This is a genomic window from Vibrio sinensis (genome assembly GCF_003605645.1).
In the GTDB taxonomy this organism is placed as follows: Bacteria; Pseudomonadota; Gammaproteobacteria; order Enterobacterales; family Vibrionaceae; genus Vibrio; species Vibrio sinensis.
The window spans coordinates 1-18,327 of the sequence record NZ_QVMU01000043.1; the positions used below are offsets into that span (position 1 = coordinate 1).

The following is an 18,327-nucleotide window of genomic DNA, read 5'->3' on the forward strand; positions in this document are numbered from 1 at the left end:
TATTATTTGGTCTGCATTCATAGTGTTTACTCATTTTATTGTGGTGATAAAAGTGAGATCACTAAACATCATGAATGTTCTTATCTTTATGAATTATTTTACTATTTTTCTCATATTTGAGGGGATACCTCAGGGACAGGCACTTTAAGGATTACAGCATTGGACATGTTAGTCGCTATTGACCTGTCTAATGCTTTACGGTTTATAGTGCGTCATAAGTTGATAACAGGTCACAATACGTAATTGTGGTAGAGGGTTATCAAGTGTTTGCATCTTTGAATAAAGGTTAAAAATGAAAATCAGAACAGAAACAGGTTCAGACATTACAGAAATTGAAAAACTGACATATCGCGCATTTGAAAATCATCCTCATCATGTACCGGGCACGAAACCAACCGAGCATTTGATCATTAATAAACTTCGTGCTGAGAGTGCTTTAACACTTTCTCTTGTGATGGAAGATGAAGCCGAAATAGTCGGGCATATTGCGTTTTCGCCAGTGAATATTAATGGCAAGTTTGTAAATTGGTATGGTTTAGGACCTGTTTCAGTGATGCCTGAGCATCAGAGCAAAGGGATTGGTGGTGCTTTGATTCTTGATGGGTTAGCGCAATTAAAAGCCCTAGGTGCAGAGGGAGTCGTGTTACTTGGTGAGCCTGAATATTATGGTCGCTTTGGATTTAAAGCCCAGCCAACTTTGACCCTTGATGGCGTACCAGCTGAATACTTTTTAGCGCTCTCTCTAAAGAGCGATATTCCTAGCGGTGAGGTGACTTACCACCCTGCATTTTTTGAAGTTTAGCGTTAATGATTGGGGGACTTTATTTAACATATTGATAGTGGGGTGCGTATTCACACCCCACCATTATTTAGAATAAAATCATGTTCAGTGAACCTAATTCAATGGAGGCCAATAATCTTTGTTCGCTTCAATTAGGTCATCAAGAATATCTTTTGCTTTTTTTGCACTTGGCACTATTTGTGATAGTGACAATGCCTGCCATGCTTTGATGTATGAATGTTCCTGCCATGCATCGACAACCAATTTTTCTACACTAGCTTGTTGAACAATTAAACCTTTTTGGAATGTTGGGATTGGGCCAACATTCAATGGCTCAGGGCCATTTGGGCCAACAAGACATGGAATTTCTACCATGACGTCATCATCAATATTGCTAATCGAGCCGTTGTTTTGAACAATAAGTAGCATTCGTTCTTTAGTATTAAATGCAATCGCTCGTGCTAAATCAACGATGAAAGTGGCATGACCACAAGTCTCAAAATCAGCGCCATCAAAACTGTTTTTTTCAATGATTTTATTAGCCGTTTCGAACACCATTTTTTCTCGACTATCCATCACTTCATTGGCACGAGTGTAGTCAGGATTTGAGTGTTCAACCTCGTAGTCTGGATATAAATAGTACTTAAGATAAGTGTTCGGTAATGTTTGTGGATCTAAGGCTTGAACATCTCTTGCTTTGACCATTGTGTCCATCCAAGAATTTTGGAAGCGCCATGTTTCACGGTTATCATTGGGCTTTTCTTCATAGAGCTCAGGAACAATATAACCGAACTCTTTAACATGATTGATAATTTGTGGCATTAAGTCCTTACCAGCCTTATCACGGATTTCTTTCCACCAACCAAAGTGATTTAATCCGTAGTACATCACATCAAAATCTTTGTCAGACTTAAAGCCTAGGATCTCTTTAATTCGAGAATGGATACCAATCGGCATATCACAGATATTGATCACTTTTGAGTTAGGTTTGATACGACGGCAAGCCTCGGCAACAATCGATGCTGGATTAGAGTAGTTTAACATCCATGCATTTGGTGAATACTTTTCCATATAATCAATCATTTCAATAACCGGGCCAATTGAACGTAACCCATAAGCGATGCCACCAGGGCCACATGTTTCTTGCCCAACGACGCCATGTTTTAGCGGGATTTTCTCATCAAGCTCACGCATTTCATATTTGCCAACTCGAATGTGTGCCATAACGAAGTCAATATCTGAAAACGCTTCCTCTGGATCGACAGTATAAGAAAACTCAATTTCAGGCGCTTTCTCTCTAAGCATGATTTCACAAGCTTTCGCTATTGGATACTGGCGTTCTTCGTCGTTGTCATAAAGTTTTAATTTTTTAATCGGAAACTTGTCTATGTTTTCGACAAGCATTAAGACAATACCAGGTGTAAACGTACTTCCGCCACCAGCAATCATTACATTATGTTTTTTCATTTTAATCTCGACTTATAAATTATTATTCTTATGTCAATAATACGATTGGTATTATTGACACATTTACATTCAATATTTGTTATTTAAGCGGTTGCTTCTAAGAAACCAGCGCAATCTTCTTTTATATGCTGGGCCGATAACCCGACAATAACTTGGATATAGTGATCGCTTTTAATAACACCGTGAGCACCGATACTTTTAAAGTTCTCAACTGGCATTACTAGTGATGGATCTTTTACGTTGACTCTTAATCGTGTAGCACAGTTAGCTAACGATTCAATGTTCTCTTTACCACCAAGGGCTTCAATAAACAGTGCACCCTTGTTTAACTCTCCACCAGACTTAACACTCGATTTCGACTCTTTATATTCTTCTTTCGTATGCAGTTTAATATTGTCAGAATCTTTATCTCTTCCTGGAGTCAATATATTGAATTTAAGAATGAGAGCCTTAAACACAACAAAATAAATACCGGTAAACATGAATCCAATACCTATATTCAGCCACATGTTTGAGGCATGGTTAGCCCACATAGGAAGCCAATTGAGAGTTAAGGCTTGAATGATACCTCCAGTTAGATCTCCTATGACTCCGAAACTGTAAAGCGTCATTGCAAGAGTTGCTGCTAAAAATGCATGCACAACAAACAGATAAGGTGCGATAAATAGGAACGTAAACTCTAATGGTTCTGTTACGCCGACTAACATTGCTGTAAATGTTGCAGGGATCAAAATAGCTAAGACTTTTGTCTTGTTTTCTGGTCTTGCTGTCGCATAGAACGCAGCAGCGATGCCTAGTGAACCGAATATTTTTGAGTTACCGTATAATGAGAATCCGCCAGCAGGGAATAGCTCGATCAAAGGCGTGGTGCTATTTGAAAAATCCGTCAAGTTTTGTGCCCAGGCTACATGAATCCCACCTTCGACAATTGCTGGTCCAAAGACAAATGGGGCATAAATAAAGTGATGTAGTCCTGTCGGAATAAGTAAGCGTTCAAGGAATGTATAAACCCAGATTCCTAGTGATCCTGAATTCATCATGAAGCCTTGCATATGACTGATACCAATCTGAATTTGTGGCCAGATTAAACAAGTGAGGAATGCAATTACAAGGACAACAAAGTAAGAAATAATAACGACGAACGATGCCCCTTGGAATACCCCAATATAATCAGGTAATTTTGTATCGTAATATCTATTATGTATTGCTGTCACGATTGCAGATACTAATATAGCACCTATAATACTCGTATCTAATGTTTTAATTCCTGCGATCATTGTTAACCCATCACCACGACTGAGTTCTTTTGTGAAATCAACATTGAAAAATTCCGGCCATAATGTTAAATAGGCGCCGATAAAATAGTTAAATGTTAAATATGAGAATAAAACAGCTAAACAAGCACGCGCATTTGCTTTTTTTGCTAAACCAATTGGTAAACCAACAGCAAATAGGAGAGGCATATTGCGGAAAATCGTCCAACCGCCCTCTTCGAGTAATTTCATCACTTTCCATAAAAATCCATCAGGGTCAGCAATGCTGCCTACAATAGATGGATTTTTCATCATTATTGTTATTCCGATTACTACAGCAGCAAAAGGAAACAATAATACGGGTGTTAACATAGCACCGCCAAATCGTTGTATTTTTCCTAACATAATAAACTTCCGTTATTTGATTTGAACGCATCTTATATTGTTATAATTACTCTTATACACATGACGAACCTTTCTATGTGACAGTGATCACTGATGATAGATAATTAACTTGTCTAAATTCACAATGGAATCTATACATGTGTGCATGTCTGTTATAACCATTTGTTTATATTGTGTTTTAATTGTCACTCTTTAAATTGGATGTCTAAAAGTGATCTACAAAAGTATTGTTAGGAAAATAGAAATAATGATCAGAAATCCTGCTTATGAAGTAGGGGACTGCTTACCGTCTGAAGCTGAACTTTGTCGAGAATTTAATGTATCTAGAATGACAATAAGGAAAGCACTAAATGTGTTAACAACTTATGGAATGATTGAGAGAATTCATGGTAAAGGGACGTTTATAACGAACAAGGAATTTAGACACCAATCTAATAATCCTCAGTCATTCCCACGGAGTGAAAATAATAAGCCTCAGAAATTAGAGAGTGAAGTGACAAAGTTTTCTTTGATCAGTGCACCTTTGTCAATAGCAAAAATCTTGAATGTAAAAGAGAATTCAAGAATATATTTCTGCACTAGAATACGCAGGCTTAATAATCAAGCAATACAAATAGAAGAAAGCTACTTTCCAACATGCCTATTCCCAGACATTACACTTTCTCATTTAGAAAAATCTAAGTTTGACTATGTAAAAAATCATACAAATATTAAAATAAAAGGTAGCAAAGAAATATTTAAACCAATGATCCCTAATAAAGAGCAGCAGGAGATTTTTAACTTAAAAAAAGCTGACCCGTTAATTCAAATCACATCAATAAACGAAAGTGAAGATGGCCTGATTTTCGATGTGTCATTTATCTTAGTGAATACGCAAATTTATGAACTTGGATATTATTTTTCCAGAGAACAATCATGGTAATAGAGGTAGAGGGCTGTTTTTGAGAGTCGCTCAGAAGCTCATAATTTGATAGGAAAAGGCTATTAAATTCAGCCCTCACACAAAGGAGGAAGTGTGAGGGCTGTTTTGAGTGACTAATCGGTTACGCGAGGTTCCATTTTGCCACAATAGCTTCGGCACGTTTTAGGAGCTCAACGCTTGAAGCCGACTGCACGAATGCAGCATTGTCACGAACTTGTTCAACCGTGTATGCACCCGCGATAACAGGGCCGACTTCTTCTTGAGCAACAAGCCAGTGAATCGCAAGATGCGCTAAAGGAATATTGGCTTCTTTGGCTAATACCTTTAGCTCTTCAACACAGTTGAAATGAGGTTCAAATGCATCACCATTGAGTTTTGGGTTGTTGCGACGGTCGTCGTTTTCATCCCAGTTACCGCTACGCATCAAGGTTCCCGTTAACAGGCCTTGCATCAGTGGTGAGTACGGTAAGTACTTCATGTCATGCTGTTTACAAAACGGCAGCGCTTCATCACGAGCACGGTATTGAAGCGGAATGTTATGGTAATGCTCAGGGTTCTGTTCAAGCAGGTTATACAAACCTTGGAACGTTGCAACTTCAACACCCGCCATCATTTCACGCGTCATATCTAATGAGTAATTTGAAACACCCACATGACGGATCTTGCCCTGTTTTTTAAGTTCAGCCAGCGCATCTGCGGTTTCGCTGATTGGGGTATTTGGATCAGGCCAATGGACTTGATATAAGTCGATGTAGTCAGTCTGTAAGCGCATTAGTGAATCATCAATCTCTTTGAAGATGCTCTCTTTGGTCAGATCTTTACGAGTCTTTCTACGTTCGTCTTGTGACCAAGGTAAACCACATTTTGTCGCGATGATGATCTCTTCGCGTTTCTCGGTTTTTAGTGCCTGTCCCAATACGGTTTCCGCGTGGCCTTTGCCATAAACTGGAGCGACATCGAAGAAATTGATGCCCGTTTCAATCGCGGTTTTGATTGCACGGATAGATTCTTGATCGGTGACGTTATTCCACGTCCCACCGATAGCCCAGCAGCCAAAGCCAACTGCTGATGCATTCATATCTTTAATCTGTTTTAGTTTCATGGTGCTAAATTCCGTTATTTAAGCTCTGGCCAGTAGCCTTTGTTTGCTTCAATCATTTCATCAAGAATCAACTTCGCTACGCGAGCAGAAGGAATCGTTTTACTCAGTGAAAATGCTTGCAGCGCTTTTTCGTAAGAGCCTTCGATTGCCGCATCAACAAGACATTTTTCCGACATAAGTTGTTGTTGTAGCATGCCTTGATAGAAATGTGGCACTTCACCAACTTGAATTGGGAAGACTTTATCTCGGCCGAGTAAGGCTGGAACTTCAACCATTGCATCGTCTGGTAAGCCTTTAATCAAGCCATTGTTTGGAATAATGACTAACCATTTCTGACGTAGGTCATACGCCATCGACATCGCGACATCAGCAATGAACTCGCCGTGTACACCTACGTGGAATTTTCCCTCAACGTTGCCATCAGATGCTTTGATTTGCTCAATCGCTTCGAACATTTTCTTCTCACGACCTTCCATTACCTCGTTAGCTCGAGTGCGATTTGGATCCGATTGTTCCACGATCTCGTCTGCCATCAAATAGTATTGTAGGTACGTATTTGGAATGTATTCAGGGAACATTTGCACCAATGGCTTGGTGTTTTTAAATGTTTTAATCCAAGATGGCTCTGAGTGACACGCGTTTTCGATTTCTAGTTCGGTCAGCATGCCGAATTTCTGAATATGTTCACGAAGTTGTGGAATTTTCTCTTCACCATCAACCTTGATTGAAGTGAACCAACCATAGTGATTCAAACCAAAGTATTCGACGTCTAACTCATAACGGTTAACGCCTAAAATGTTGGAGAGGTTACGTTCGATAGCAACCGGCATATCACAAATATTCAGTACGCGAGCATTCGGGCGCAGACGGTTTACTGCATCAGCAACAATTGCTGCTGGGTTCGAGTAGTTAAGCATCCAACAGGTTGGCTTAGCGAAACGTTCCATATGGTCGATGATCTCAATCATAGGGAAAATGGTACGCATACCATAAGCTAAACCGCCAGCACCACACGTTTCTTGCCCAACACAGCCGTGGCGTAGAGGAATTTTTTCATCAAATTCTCTCATTTTGTACTGACCAACACGAATTTGTGCGAAGACGAAATCAGCGTGTGAGAATGCAACTTCAGGCTCAGTTGTCATGGTTAGAGTGACATGCGGAGCGTGAGTCTTAACAACGTAGTCGACGAGAACAGCTACATTATCTTGACGTTCTTTGTCGATGTCATATAAGCGAATTTCTGAGATAGGGAAATCTTCCCCTTTCATTAGAAGTGCCTTTACGATACCCGCAGTATAAGTAGAGCCGCCGCCAGCAATAGCAATAATTTGTGATTGCTTGTTCATAACCATCCTCAATCCATTTCAATAAATAAGCACTGTTAAAAGGTTATATTTAACATGACCTTTTCTTTAATTGGTCTCATCATATTTTTTTGATGACACATAACAAATGTACAAAATAGAATATGTGATCTGTAATGGATTATTTTTAATATAGGTTATGTTTATCGTTATTATTTAATACCAATATTAGCGTGGAAGGTAGACTGCTAATTTATGTGCATCTGGATGGAACCACGCTTCGGTATAATCAAATCGGCGACCATCCTTTAAATTGGATATAGAGCGCAGGTTCATGACTGGGTGACTTTTGTCCATATCAAGCGCAGCCATGATGGCTTCATCGGGTTCTACTGCTGTGAATTCTTGACGACTGCCCTCAATCACCATGCCCTTTGCTCGTTCAACATAATCAAATTTAGATTTTTCCAAGGTCGAGATGTTGAGATCAGGGAATAGGGAAACAGGCATATAACTGTCTTCGACAATTCTAGGCATATCATCAACATACTTAACACGTCTAATGTAATAGAGCGCATCTGTTTCAGGGATATCAAGCATTTTACGAATAGAGGGATTATCAGTAACCATACTGAATTGAAAGACTTTGTAGCGTACGGTTTTATTGCAGCCCTCAAGAATCTCTGTAGTTCCAGCAAGACCTTTTAGTTCATGGGAATACTGTTTACCCAAAACATAAGTGCCCGATCCACGACGCTTTTCCACTAAGTTTAACTTAACCAGTTCATCGACAGATTTACGAATGGTAATGCGGCTGACGTTGTACTCTTCAATCAATTGCTTTTCAGTAGGTAGGGCATTGCCGATGTCATAGACGCCTGTGTTTATTTTTTCTTTTAGATCATCCAAGACCTTTTTATATAACATCTGAGAGTTCCATTAATAATTGGTTATGCTTTAAATAAAATAACATGACATATTGAATTATGATAGGTCATATATCACAAAATAAGTATCGCAAAGTTGTCATGACATAATAAAAGAATAAAGTGCCGGAAGAAAATAAATACTCTTACCTGTATAACTTTTAGAGACAAAAGATATGAATAAGGAAGCTGTAACCACTTATCTAAGTGATTTATCCCGAGCCATGCTGGCCCCGATCTATGTCCTGCCACTTGTGGGCTTTGTTATTGCCATTGGCGCTGCGGTGACCAACCCCGGCATTGTCGATATGTTGCCATTTCTCAATGCGCCATTTTTTAAAGGAATGGGTGAGGTATTGGTCTGGTCAACACTGAGTGTCTTGATTAACCTACACATCATTTTTGCGGTGGGTATTTCCATTGGTCTGGCTAAGAAAGACAAACACCTCGCCGGCTTCAACGCGATGATTTTGTACTTTGTCTACCTTTACACCATGAACACCTATATGAAGTTTAACGGCTTATTAATAGAGGGTGATTTAGCCGGTACGGGTCAAGCAACTATTATGGGCTTACAGGTAGTTGATACCGGTATTTTCGTTGGTATGCTGCTCGGCATTGTAAATGCCTACTTCCACAATAAGTACAGCCAGAAAGTACTCAATGGTGCGCTCTCTTTATATGGTGAGTCGCGTTTGGTACTAATAATCATGCTTCCAATTACCATCGGCCTTGGTTTGCTTTTCACTCATATTTGGCCTCCAGTACAACAGGTTATTTTCCAATTTGGCGAAAGTATTCGTGGTGCGGGATCTATGGGCGTTGGCGTATACGGTTTCCTTGAGCGTATTCTTATTCCTACTGGTTTGCATCACTTGCTGTGGGTGCCAATGCACTTTACAGACCTTGGTGGCTGCCAAGAAATTGCAGGGCAAAGCTACTGCGGTGTCGAGAATATCTTCTTAGCAGAAATCGGTGATGCTGAAACCGCACGGCTTTCGAGTTCTATCATTTTTGATTCGAGAAGCTTGGTGAAGATCTTTGGTCTAACGGGTGCGGGCTTAGCCATGTATCACTGTGCGGATCAACACAAGCGTAATCAAGTAAAAGCCATTGTCTTTCCAGCGATTGCCTCTTCGATTTTGGTTGGTGTGACTGAACCTATTGAGTTCTCTTTCTTATTCGTCGCGCCAATTCTTTTCGTTGTTCATGCCATTTTAACTGGTGTGTTTATGTCGATTCTTGCGGTGTTTGATATTGTAGCGGTCGGTAAAGGTGGTTTGATTGACTTTATTGTGTACAACGTCCCGTTAGGCACAGAGAAGACCGATTGGCCTCTTTATATTGTTGTAGGTCTTGTGCAATGCGCGGTTTATTACGCAGTGTTCCGCTTATTGATTACTAAGCTCAATTTGAAAACCTTAGGTCGCGGTGATGCTGAAATGAAACTGCATTCGAAATCTGACTACAAAGAGAAAACCGCAGGTCCGGTTGGTGAGGTTGTGATTCAAAATCAGGTTGGTGAATACAATTCAGCGGCCATTATTCAAGGATTGGGTGGTAAAGATAATATTGTCGACGTACAAAACTGCTATACCCGCTTGCGCGTCGAGATCCGTGATCCTGAGTTGGTAGATGAAGATATCATTCGACAGTCCAACCCAATGGGCATCGTGAATAAAGGTCATAACATCCAAATCATCTTTGGTAGCCATGTTGCTTCAGTACGCCAAGAAGTGAATGAACAGCTTCAAGTGATGGCTTAAACATGCATCATTTCAATAAAGATAATTGAAATGAAGATAATGGAGATAAAGAATAGCTAAATATGGTTATATATAGCTAAATAACGAAATGAGGCAGCCTGTTGGGGCTGCCTCTGTTTTCCTCGGGGGAGAAAAACAAATACTTTAATAATGCTAAAAAGATTTATATTTCAAGCTTCTTAGCAACAGCAGATAGCGTATCGACAATCACGTCAATGTGTTGCTTCTCAATGATCAATGGTGGTGAAAGTGCAATGGTGTTACCCATGCTACGAACCATCACGCCTTTGTCATAACACTGCTTAAGAATATCAAAACCAATCGGTTTACCGTGAGCAGGCTGTGCGAACTGAACCGCGCCAATCAAACCATAGTTACGAATATCAACAATAGATGGAATGCCTTTTAGTGAGTGCAAACCTTGTTGGAAATACTCTCCGATTTCACCACTTGCTCGATGCAATAATCCCTCACGCTCATAGATATCCAGTGTGGCGAGTCCGGCTGCGCAAGCAACAGGGTGACCTGAATAGGTATAACCGTGGAAAAACTCAACAGCGCCCTCTGGTGCATTGTTAACAACGGTTTGGTAAATTTCATTTTTAGCAAATACTGCGCCTAGCGGAACCACGCCGCTGCTGATCCCTTTCGCAGAAGTAATAAGATCAGGCGTCACATCAAAAGCTTCTGCTGCAAACGCATGGCCAAGTCGACCCCAACCCGTGATCACTTCATCAAAAATCAGTACCACATCGTGCTTATCACAGATTTCACGTAGACGACGTAAGTAACCTTTTGGAGGAAGAATAACACCGCCTGCACCTGAAATCGGCTCAACAATCACAGCCGCAACGCTGTCAGCTCCGTGGAACTGAATCAGTTGCTCAAGTTGTTCAGCTTTCTCTACACCAAACTCAGGCAAGCCTTGGCTAAACGCATTGCGCTCGATATCGAGTGTATGGCCAAGGTGATCAGTCTGTAAAAGTGGACCAAAACCAGTACGGTTGGTAGTAAGGCCTCCCACAGAAATACCACCGTAGTTCACGCCGTGGTAACCGAGTTCACGACCAATAAACTTAAACTTACCCGTATTGCCTTTGGCTTGTTGGTACGCCATTGCAATTTTTAAGGCACTTTCTACCGCTTCAGAGCCAGAGTTAGTAAAGAAGACCTTATCCATTCCCACAGGTGTGTACTTCACTAAGCGTTCAGCAAATTCAAAGCCAATATCGTGACCAAAATTAAACGGAGAGCTGTAATCTAATTCAGCCACCTGTTTTGCCATCGCCTCACCAATTTCAGCTCGACCATGGCCAGCGTTTACACACCAAAGGCCCGCAGTAGCATCAAGCAATTGAGCATTTTTATCTGAATAGCAATACATGCCCTCAGCGCGGTTGATAATACGTGGATTCGCTTTGAAATCGCGGTTGGCGGTAAACGGCATCCAGAAGGCATCGTAACTGACTTTTTTTTCCATCTTCGACAAGCTCTGCGTTTGTTAATGTTGCGTAAATGTTAGCGAACTTTGCTAGAGAGAAAAATTATGGGGATTAAATATAAAGGTTTAAGGCTATCAAACTATCCTCCTGCCTACTTGAAACGACAGCGTTGTTGTCTACATTCACTCGCCCAATCACATAGTAAATCTATGCTCATGGGTCTCGCTCACTTGTCGCCTAGCTGTCGCTCCAAGTAGTTTGGAGGCGCGCCTATTGGATTTGAAACAGCGGACTTGAAACAGCCGGATTTGAAATAGCGGGTTTGAAACGACAGCCTGTGACAGCGTTGTTGTTTACTTTCGCGATGAGGCTTTTAGTGTTGCCAGCATAAAATCAACAAACGCTTTGGCGGCGGTTGACAAGTAATGGCTTGATTTCCAACCAATACCGAGCTGCAGTGGAATCGCAGGCGAAAAGGGTACAGCGACCAATTCAGGATCGTCGCGTACGATGATCGGCAAGCACGTTCCAATTCCAATTTGTCGGCGCACCATGGATTTGAGCAACTCGGGTAAGTTGGTTTCAAAGTGGATCTCAGGTTGAATTTTCTGCTGTTGGCAGTAGCTGTTGATGGTTTCTCGAAGAAAGTAGCCATTACGAAACAACACCAAAGGTTGCTGGCAAAACTCTTGTAAGCTGATGGTTTCACGCTGAGCAAATGGATGCGATTTATGGACACACGCCACGATTTGATCTTCCGCTAACACGACATGACGAATTTGTTCATGCTCTCTGTCACTGCGGATAAGCGCTAAATCTAGTTGCCCATCGAGCAGTGATTTCTCTAAGGTTGCGGTGCCTGCTTCATGGATGTTGATCTGGATTCCTGGATACGCTTTTTTAAATTGCTCCAGTGCATCAGGTAAGTAATACGAAGCAAGCATAGCGGAAACGCCAACATTAATGATTCCGCTAGAGAGCCCCTTTAATTCCTGTAGTTCTTTTTTGGCTTGAGCGACATCCTCCAAAATTCGATTGGCGTGTCGCAGCAACACTTGCCCCTCAGGGGTGAGGGTCATGTTACGTTCAGTACGGTTGATGAGGTTAAGGTCCAGTTGTTGCTCAAGCTTTTTAATACTGATGCTCAGGGCTGATTGCGCAATGCCAAGTTTGTCAGCGGTTTTGGTGAAATTACCAGTCTGTGCCAGTTCGGAAAAATAGTGCAGTCGTTTAATGTCCATATCGGTTTCGAACTCCCCATCTATTTTTTATATGGAAAATATAAATACCATATATTGTTAATAATATCCCGTTGTCGTTATAGTTTTGTTAATCCAAAGCGAACTGGCCGTTTTAAAGTGTTTCTTTAAGCGGACATTTTGAAAACAACGTTCTAAATGACAAAGCTAGTCGCTTAGCAGAAAACGAGTCCAAATAACGTCAACCATAATCGCAATGGTTTGAATCAAGCCGAGTGAGACAGGAACAAAGGGAAGTGTACCGATGAATATCGCAACCGTATTTAACGACAATGTCACCGAGCGCAGTGGATTTACTTTCCGCAGCCATGAAGAGAATGCACGCCTACAAGTGGTGACACTTTCTAAAAAGGCAATTGACACGTTTATTGAGCTTACCCAAGAACAAGATCTTCAAGCGATTGAATACAAGCCTTTTCTACGCTATGCCGTGGCAGATGCGTTGGATAAAGCGTGTGATTATGAGCTAGGTAAGTTTTTAGTTAGTACCATGGAAGATCGTGAAACGGGCGCATTTTTACTGGAAGCAGATGAAGAGACGGTGGCAAGTTACCAAGACAGTGACGAGCAACGCGACTTCTTCGTTAAGCTCTCTACAGCGGTTTCTCACTTAATCGGTATTCCAAATTTTGATGCGATGTACGGTAAGTATTACGCTCGCTTTACTGTGATGAATGACGACGACAGTGACAGCTATTTGCGTCAAGCTCATCGTCGTATGGAGTTGCACAACGATGGCACTTATGTAAATGAGCGTACGGATTTTGTCTTGATGATGAAAATGGATGAGAAGAACATGGAAATGGGCGACTCTTTATTGCTTCACCTTGATGATTGGCAAGATCTTGAGCGTTTCTATCATCACCCAATGGCGAAGCAAAACATCGTTTGGGGAGCACCACCAAGTAAGAATATTGGTTACTCTATTGAGCATCCTGTCTTCTTTGAAGAAGACAAAAATGGCAAACCACACATGCTGTTTATTGACCAATTTGCTCAACCACAAAACATGCAACAAGGGCTCTATTTGCATCAGATGAGTGAGTCGTTGGAAAGCGAAGAAAATTGCTTTAATGTAAGAGTCAACACGGGCTCAATGTTGGTGGTTCAAAATCATTGTTGGTTACATGGACGCGACAAATTTGTCTCTAACCCTGGGTTAAAACGTGAGTTGTTGCGTCAACGCGGACACTTTACTCGTTAAACTAAGAGGCTTTGTCATCATTGACATGTGTTCGTGCCAAGCGAATACCATTTTAGGGCGCAATTAGCGCCCATTGTGGATCGGCTGTTCTTTGAAGTAAGTGAGTGGTGAATAGTGGATCGTGTGGCGCATAAAGAGCACATCAATAAGTAAGAAAAGGAAGTCATTAGCATCGTTAAGGAGTAGTAACGAGTGAACAAAGTATACGATTACATAGTGATTGGTGGTGGGATTGTTGGGGTTTCGACAGCTTGGCAACTGCAACTGAGGCACCCAGATAAGTCCATTTTATTGATAGAAAAAGAAAGTGGACTGTCTCGTCATCAAACTGGCCACAACAGTGGGGTTATTCATGCTGGGGTCTATTATGCTCCGGGCAGTTTAAAAGCAGAATTTTGTAAAGCAGGCGTTGAAGCAACGACTGCTTTTTGTGCTGAGCATGATATTCCGGTGGAAAATTGCGGTAAGTTGCTGGTGGCGACGAACGCGGTTGAAGTGACTCGTATGCAGGCTTTGTATCAGCGTTGCAGTGAGAATGGTATTGACGTTGAGCTACTTAATGAGCAAGAGCTTAAGCAGCGCGAACCAAATATTGTTGGGCTGGGTGCAATTGCTGTTTCAACCACGAGTATCGTTAATTATCGACTCGTGACTGAAAAAATGGCGCAAGTGTTTGCTCAATTAGGTGGGACAGTATCGCTCGGTACACAGGTGACGGCAATCGAAGAGTCAGCCGACCAAGTCGTGGTGAGCGCGATTCAAGATCAGCAATCAGTCTCTTTCTCAGGTCTTTTTTTAGTCGCTTGTTCTGGCTTAATGGCCGATCGTGTCACTCGCATGATGGGCATTCCGACAGATTTTCAAATTGTACCGTATCGTGGTGAATACTACCGTTTGCCAGCAAAATACAATCAAATCGTAAACCACCTGATTTATCCTATTCCCGATCCTGACTTACCGTTTCTTGGTGTCCATTTAACTCGTATGATTGATGGTTCAGTCACGGTTGGTCCTAACGCAGTGCAAGGCTGGAAGCGTGAGGGATATGGTCGCATTAATATCAGTTTGACCGACATTGCCGACATGTTGCGTTTTCCCGGTTTTTGGAAAGTGACGGCGAAACACCTAAAGACTGGTTTGATAGAAACGAAAAACTCTTGGTGGAAAGCGGGTTACTTAAAGTTGGTCAATAAGTACTGTCCTAAAATCGAGTTGCAAGATTTGCAACCTTATCCAGCAGGAATTCGTGCACAAGCGGTCATGAAAGATGGCACCCTCGTGCATGATTTTTTATTTGCAGAAAGTCCGAGAAGTTTGCATGTGTGTAACGCCCCTTCGCCAGCGGCGACATCAGCGATTCCTATCGGTGGTTATATTTGCGATAAGATTGCGGCAAAGCAGCAAGTCGATGTGGTTTCGTCCAGCGTGAAAAATGTCGCTGAGGCACCGGTAAGCGCCGCATAAGGATTTTTATAGATGCTTATGCTCATCTAAATTCATGTTTACTTAAACTCATATTTCTTGTGTAAAGAGCTCCTAATATTAGGGGCTCTTTGGTTATTGATTTACGCTAAAAGAATGGTAAACATCATATTGATATCGGTTCGATAGAGGGTTGGGTCTTGCCACTCCACTGACTTTGTTGGTGGTAATAGTCGCGCATGGTTTTAATAAATAATGAACGTACCTTATTGATGGCGGCCGTTTTCTTAGTGATAGCCATAATTTCTAAGTGATAGAAGCGACGTTTGGGAGCGATAGCAATCAGATCCCCATTCTCCACATAATATTTGGCATACTGCTCGGGAAGAAAACCGATGTAACGCCCTGACAATAACAACGAAAGCCGTGATTCGTAACTGTAAGCCGTCGCTTTCAAATTCATATTCTTCAGATGTCCGTTGATGCGCTCTTGAGTTTTCATCCCAGCGTAAACAACGGGAAATCCATCGATCACTTCATCGGTCAATTCTTTGTTACTTAACGTTGCCAATGGGTTGTCACTACTGGCGTAGAGATAGCAAATATCAGTGTAAAGATGCTCGTACTCTAAACCATCTAAGCTGCGGTGATAGGGGATAAAACCAATATCGGCTTCTTCACTCATGACCATCCTTTCGATTTCCGTCATTCGAGCAATTTCAGCAGTTAAATAGACTTCGCTGGCGAGCTTGGTAAACTTTCTCACTACGGTCGGAATACAAGCGCGCTGATCAAGGCTAATGGTGTCACTGAATAAGACGGTTAAACTTCCGGACAACTGAAAGTCTAAGTGATTAATAGTATTACGAAAGTCTTCCAGCTCGCCTAATAGTTTGACGGTTGCATCATAGACAACCATGCCCTCTTCAGTAAGAGCAAAGCCAGAACGTCCACGTCGACACAGGGTCAGGTTTAAGCGCGATTCTAGGTTAGAGATATGAATACTGATGGTTGAGCGACTAATGTTTAACTCGGTTTCCGCAGCCGAAAATCCTCCGCAATCTGCAACGATTTTGAAAATCTTGAGTTGCTTGATTTCGTAGTCCCCGATTTGACCGACTGGTGAAGAATGCTTTGCCATTGTTTTAGACCTATAAAACTTCATGTTTATAGATGAATATTTATCCACCTATAATGTTTGTTATTATTTTGTTATGCACATTCAAGATTATGAGTGATTTTGTATCACGATTCTTTGAAGCGGCTTGTGTTTCTCTAGGAGCAGATGACGAGTTATGAAAAATGTAGATTTAGTACTGTCCAAAGCGTATGTCGATGGGTTATGGGTCGATGCAAAACAAGGTAAAACAGTTGAAATAGTTAACCCAGCGAATGGAGAAGTGATCACTCGCGTTCCTGATATGGGAAAAGAAGACGCAGAAGCGGCGGTGATTGCGGCAGATACGGCGTTTCAAACTTGGCGCAAAACCACGGCAAAATCTCGCGCGCAATTGCTGCGTAAGTGGTTCGATTTGATTGTCGAGAATGCAGAAACATTAGCGACTTTGCTGACAACAGAGCAAGGTAAACCTTATAAAGAAGCGTATGGCGAAGTCATGTATGGGGCGTCGTTTATTGAGTGGTTTGCTGAAGAAGCCAAACGTGCTTACGGTGATCACATCCCAGCCGCTAATCCGCACAATCGTTATATGACCATCAAGCAACCCGTAGGTGTGGTAACCGCTATTACTCCGTGGAATTTCCCCATTGCAATGATTACCCGCAAAGTAGGGCCGGCACTTGCTGCTGGTTGTACTGTCGTGGTTAAGCCTGGCGAAGATACGCCACTGTGCGCCTTAGCCATGGCAGCCTTAGCTGAGCAAGCGGGCATTCCTAAAGGGGTGATCAATGTGGTGACGACATCTCGTCCGGCTGAAATTGGTGATGTGCTGTGTCGCCATCCATTGGTGCGCAAAGTCTCGTTTACTGGTTCAACTCCGGTTGGAAAACTGATTTTGCGTCAAGCGGCAGATACAGTGAAAAAAGTGTCGATGGAGCTCGGCGGTAATGCACCATTTATTGTGTTTGATGACGCGGATTTAGATAAAGCGGTCCAAGGTGCGCTGATTTCAAAATATCGCAACGCAGGACAGACATGCGTTTGTACTAACCGTTTGTATATTCATGATGCTATTTACGATGAGTTCATGGCGCGTTTTACTCAAGTTGTCTCTGATTTAAAAATCGGTGATGGACTTGAGGATGGAACGGATATTGGCCCATTGATCAATGAAAAAGCGGTCGATAAAGTCGCTGGATTAGTTGAGCAAGCATTAGAACAAGGTGCTCAGTTAGCCCTCGGTGGACAAGTATCAGCGTTAGGTAAGCAGTTCTATGAGCCTACGATTTTAACTAACGTGTCAGAAAGCATGGATATTGCTCATCAAGAGCTATTTGGCCCTGTGACAACCGTTTTTCGATTTAATGATGAAGCGGATGTGATACGTCGCGCCAATGATACACCTTATGGCCTTGCTGCGTATTTCTATACCCGAGATCACAGCCGAGTATGGCGTGTAAGCGAAGCACTAGATTACGGCATCATTGGCATTAATGAGGGGATTATTTCTACCGAGGTTGCCCCATTTGGTGGGGTGAAAGAGTCTGGTTGTGGTCGTGAGGGTTCAAAATATGGTATCGATGACTATATGGAAATTAAGTACCTTTGCCATGGCATTGACGTTTAAATACTGACGTTTAAATATTGAGTTCAAAGCTTAACTTTCGCTTTCGTATCACACTCAGTCGTTTAGGTATTGGAAGTGTAAGATTCTTTGCTCTTTGAGTTTCATTTTGCATCCCATCGAAGTACTAGGGTCGTTCCAAGATGATGGTTAAGGCAATGCTGTTCGGAGCATTGCCTTTTTTTGTATAGAGAAAACCCCCAGCTAGGCTGGGGGTTCCGTAAAGCTTACAGCTATAAGTCAGTTATATAACCCCTTTCAATTTGATAAAAACGTCTTGTGGTCTGGCAACTGCAAGAGTTAATTAAGAATTGAAAGGGGGTCCCA

General features: G+C 41.8%; 14 protein-coding genes. 6 read left to right on the forward strand and 8 right to left on the reverse strand.

Features of this window, described 5'->3' with window-relative positions; all coding sequences use genetic code 11:
• Positions 1-292: 292 nt before the first annotated feature.
• Positions 293-802, forward strand: a complete 510-nt coding sequence (locus DZ860_RS22925; RefSeq protein ID WP_120035569.1) for a GNAT family N-acetyltransferase — start codon at positions 293-295, stop codon at positions 800-802.
• 93 nt (positions 803-895) lie between these two features.
• On the opposite strand, the gene DZ860_RS22930 is transcribed toward DZ860_RS22925, so the two are convergent.
• The gene (locus DZ860_RS22930; RefSeq protein WP_120035571.1) at positions 896-2,248 is read right to left on the reverse strand and encodes a 6-phospho-alpha-glucosidase; all 1,353 of its coding nucleotides are present in this window, start codon (positions 2,246-2,248) and stop codon (positions 896-898) included.
• Between the two features lie 83 nt (positions 2,249-2,331).
• Positions 2,332-3,906 carry an alpha-glucoside-specific PTS transporter subunit IIBC gene (locus DZ860_RS22935; protein WP_120035572.1) on the reverse strand — a complete coding sequence of 525 codons (1,575 nt, stop codon included), beginning with the start codon at positions 3,904-3,906 and terminating at the stop codon, positions 2,332-2,334.
• 211 nt (positions 3,907-4,117) lie between these two features.
• On the opposite strand from DZ860_RS22935, the gene DZ860_RS22940 reads away from it, so the two are divergent.
• A complete protein-coding gene (locus DZ860_RS22940) occupies positions 4,118-4,828 on the forward strand; it encodes a GntR family transcriptional regulator (RefSeq protein WP_279386842.1) in 711 nt (236 codons plus the stop codon).
• Positions 4,829-4,949: 121 nt separating this feature from the next.
• On the opposite strand, the gene DZ860_RS22945 is transcribed toward DZ860_RS22940, so the two are convergent.
• The 3 genes from DZ860_RS22945 to DZ860_RS22955 all read right to left on the reverse strand — a co-directional run bounded on the left by DZ860_RS22945 (position 4,950) and on the right by DZ860_RS22955 (position 8,164).
• Positions 4,950-5,930 (reverse strand): aldo/keto reductase, encoded by a 981-nt coding sequence (locus DZ860_RS22945; protein ID WP_120035576.1) that lies wholly within the window; start codon positions 5,928-5,930, stop codon positions 4,950-4,952.
• 14 nt (positions 5,931-5,944) lie between these two features.
• Positions 5,945-7,279: a 6-phospho-alpha-glucosidase gene (locus DZ860_RS22950; RefSeq protein WP_120035593.1), complete on the reverse strand. Its 1,335-nt coding sequence runs from the start codon at positions 7,277-7,279 to the stop codon at positions 5,945-5,947.
• Between the two features lie 186 nt (positions 7,280-7,465).
• A complete protein-coding gene (locus DZ860_RS22955; protein WP_120035578.1) occupies positions 7,466-8,164 on the reverse strand; it encodes a GntR family transcriptional regulator in 699 nt (232 codons plus the stop codon).
• A gap of 175 nt (positions 8,165-8,339) precedes the next feature.
• Here DZ860_RS22955 and DZ860_RS22960 point away from each other — a divergent pair, with 175 nt between their 5' ends.
• Complete coding sequence (locus DZ860_RS22960) at positions 8,340-9,929, forward strand: PTS transporter subunit EIIC (RefSeq protein WP_120035580.1); 1,590 nt, start codon at positions 8,340-8,342, stop codon at positions 9,927-9,929.
• 163 nt (positions 9,930-10,092) lie between these two features.
• Here the strand turns inward: DZ860_RS22960 and aptA are convergent, their stop codons facing one another.
• Together aptA and DZ860_RS22970 are read right to left on the reverse strand one after the other, a co-directional pair.
• Positions 10,093-11,409: an omega-aminotransferase AptA gene (aptA, locus tag DZ860_RS22965; protein WP_120035581.1), complete on the reverse strand. Its 1,317-nt coding sequence runs from the start codon at positions 11,407-11,409 to the stop codon at positions 10,093-10,095.
• Positions 11,410-11,724: 315 nt separating this feature from the next.
• Entirely contained in the window at positions 11,725-12,612 is an 888-nt protein-coding gene (locus DZ860_RS22970) for a LysR family transcriptional regulator (protein WP_120035583.1), read from the reverse strand.
• A 262-nt stretch (positions 12,613-12,874) separates the two neighbouring features.
• Here DZ860_RS22970 and glaH point away from each other — a divergent pair, with 262 nt between their 5' ends.
• Together glaH and lhgD are read left to right on the forward strand one after the other, a co-directional pair.
• Complete coding sequence (gene glaH, locus DZ860_RS22975) at positions 12,875-13,834, forward strand: glutarate dioxygenase GlaH (protein WP_120035585.1); 960 nt, start codon at positions 12,875-12,877, stop codon at positions 13,832-13,834.
• Positions 13,835-14,026: 192 nt separating this feature from the next.
• Positions 14,027-15,298 (forward strand): L-2-hydroxyglutarate dehydrogenase, encoded by a 1,272-nt coding sequence (lhgD, locus tag DZ860_RS22980; protein ID WP_120035587.1) that lies wholly within the window; start codon positions 14,027-14,029, stop codon positions 15,296-15,298.
• A 124-nt stretch (positions 15,299-15,422) separates the two neighbouring features.
• Here lhgD and DZ860_RS22985 read toward each other — a convergent pair whose 3' ends face one another.
• Positions 15,423-16,397 carry a LysR family transcriptional regulator gene (locus DZ860_RS22985; protein WP_120035589.1) on the reverse strand — a complete coding sequence of 325 codons (975 nt, stop codon included), beginning with the start codon at positions 16,395-16,397 and terminating at the stop codon, positions 15,423-15,425.
• A 154-nt stretch (positions 16,398-16,551) separates the two neighbouring features.
• On the opposite strand from DZ860_RS22985, the gene DZ860_RS22990 reads away from it, so the two are divergent.
• The gene (locus tag DZ860_RS22990) at positions 16,552-18,003 is read left to right on the forward strand and encodes an NAD-dependent succinate-semialdehyde dehydrogenase (RefSeq protein WP_120035591.1); all 1,452 of its coding nucleotides are present in this window, start codon (positions 16,552-16,554) and stop codon (positions 18,001-18,003) included.
• Positions 18,004-18,327: the final 324 nt, after the last annotated feature.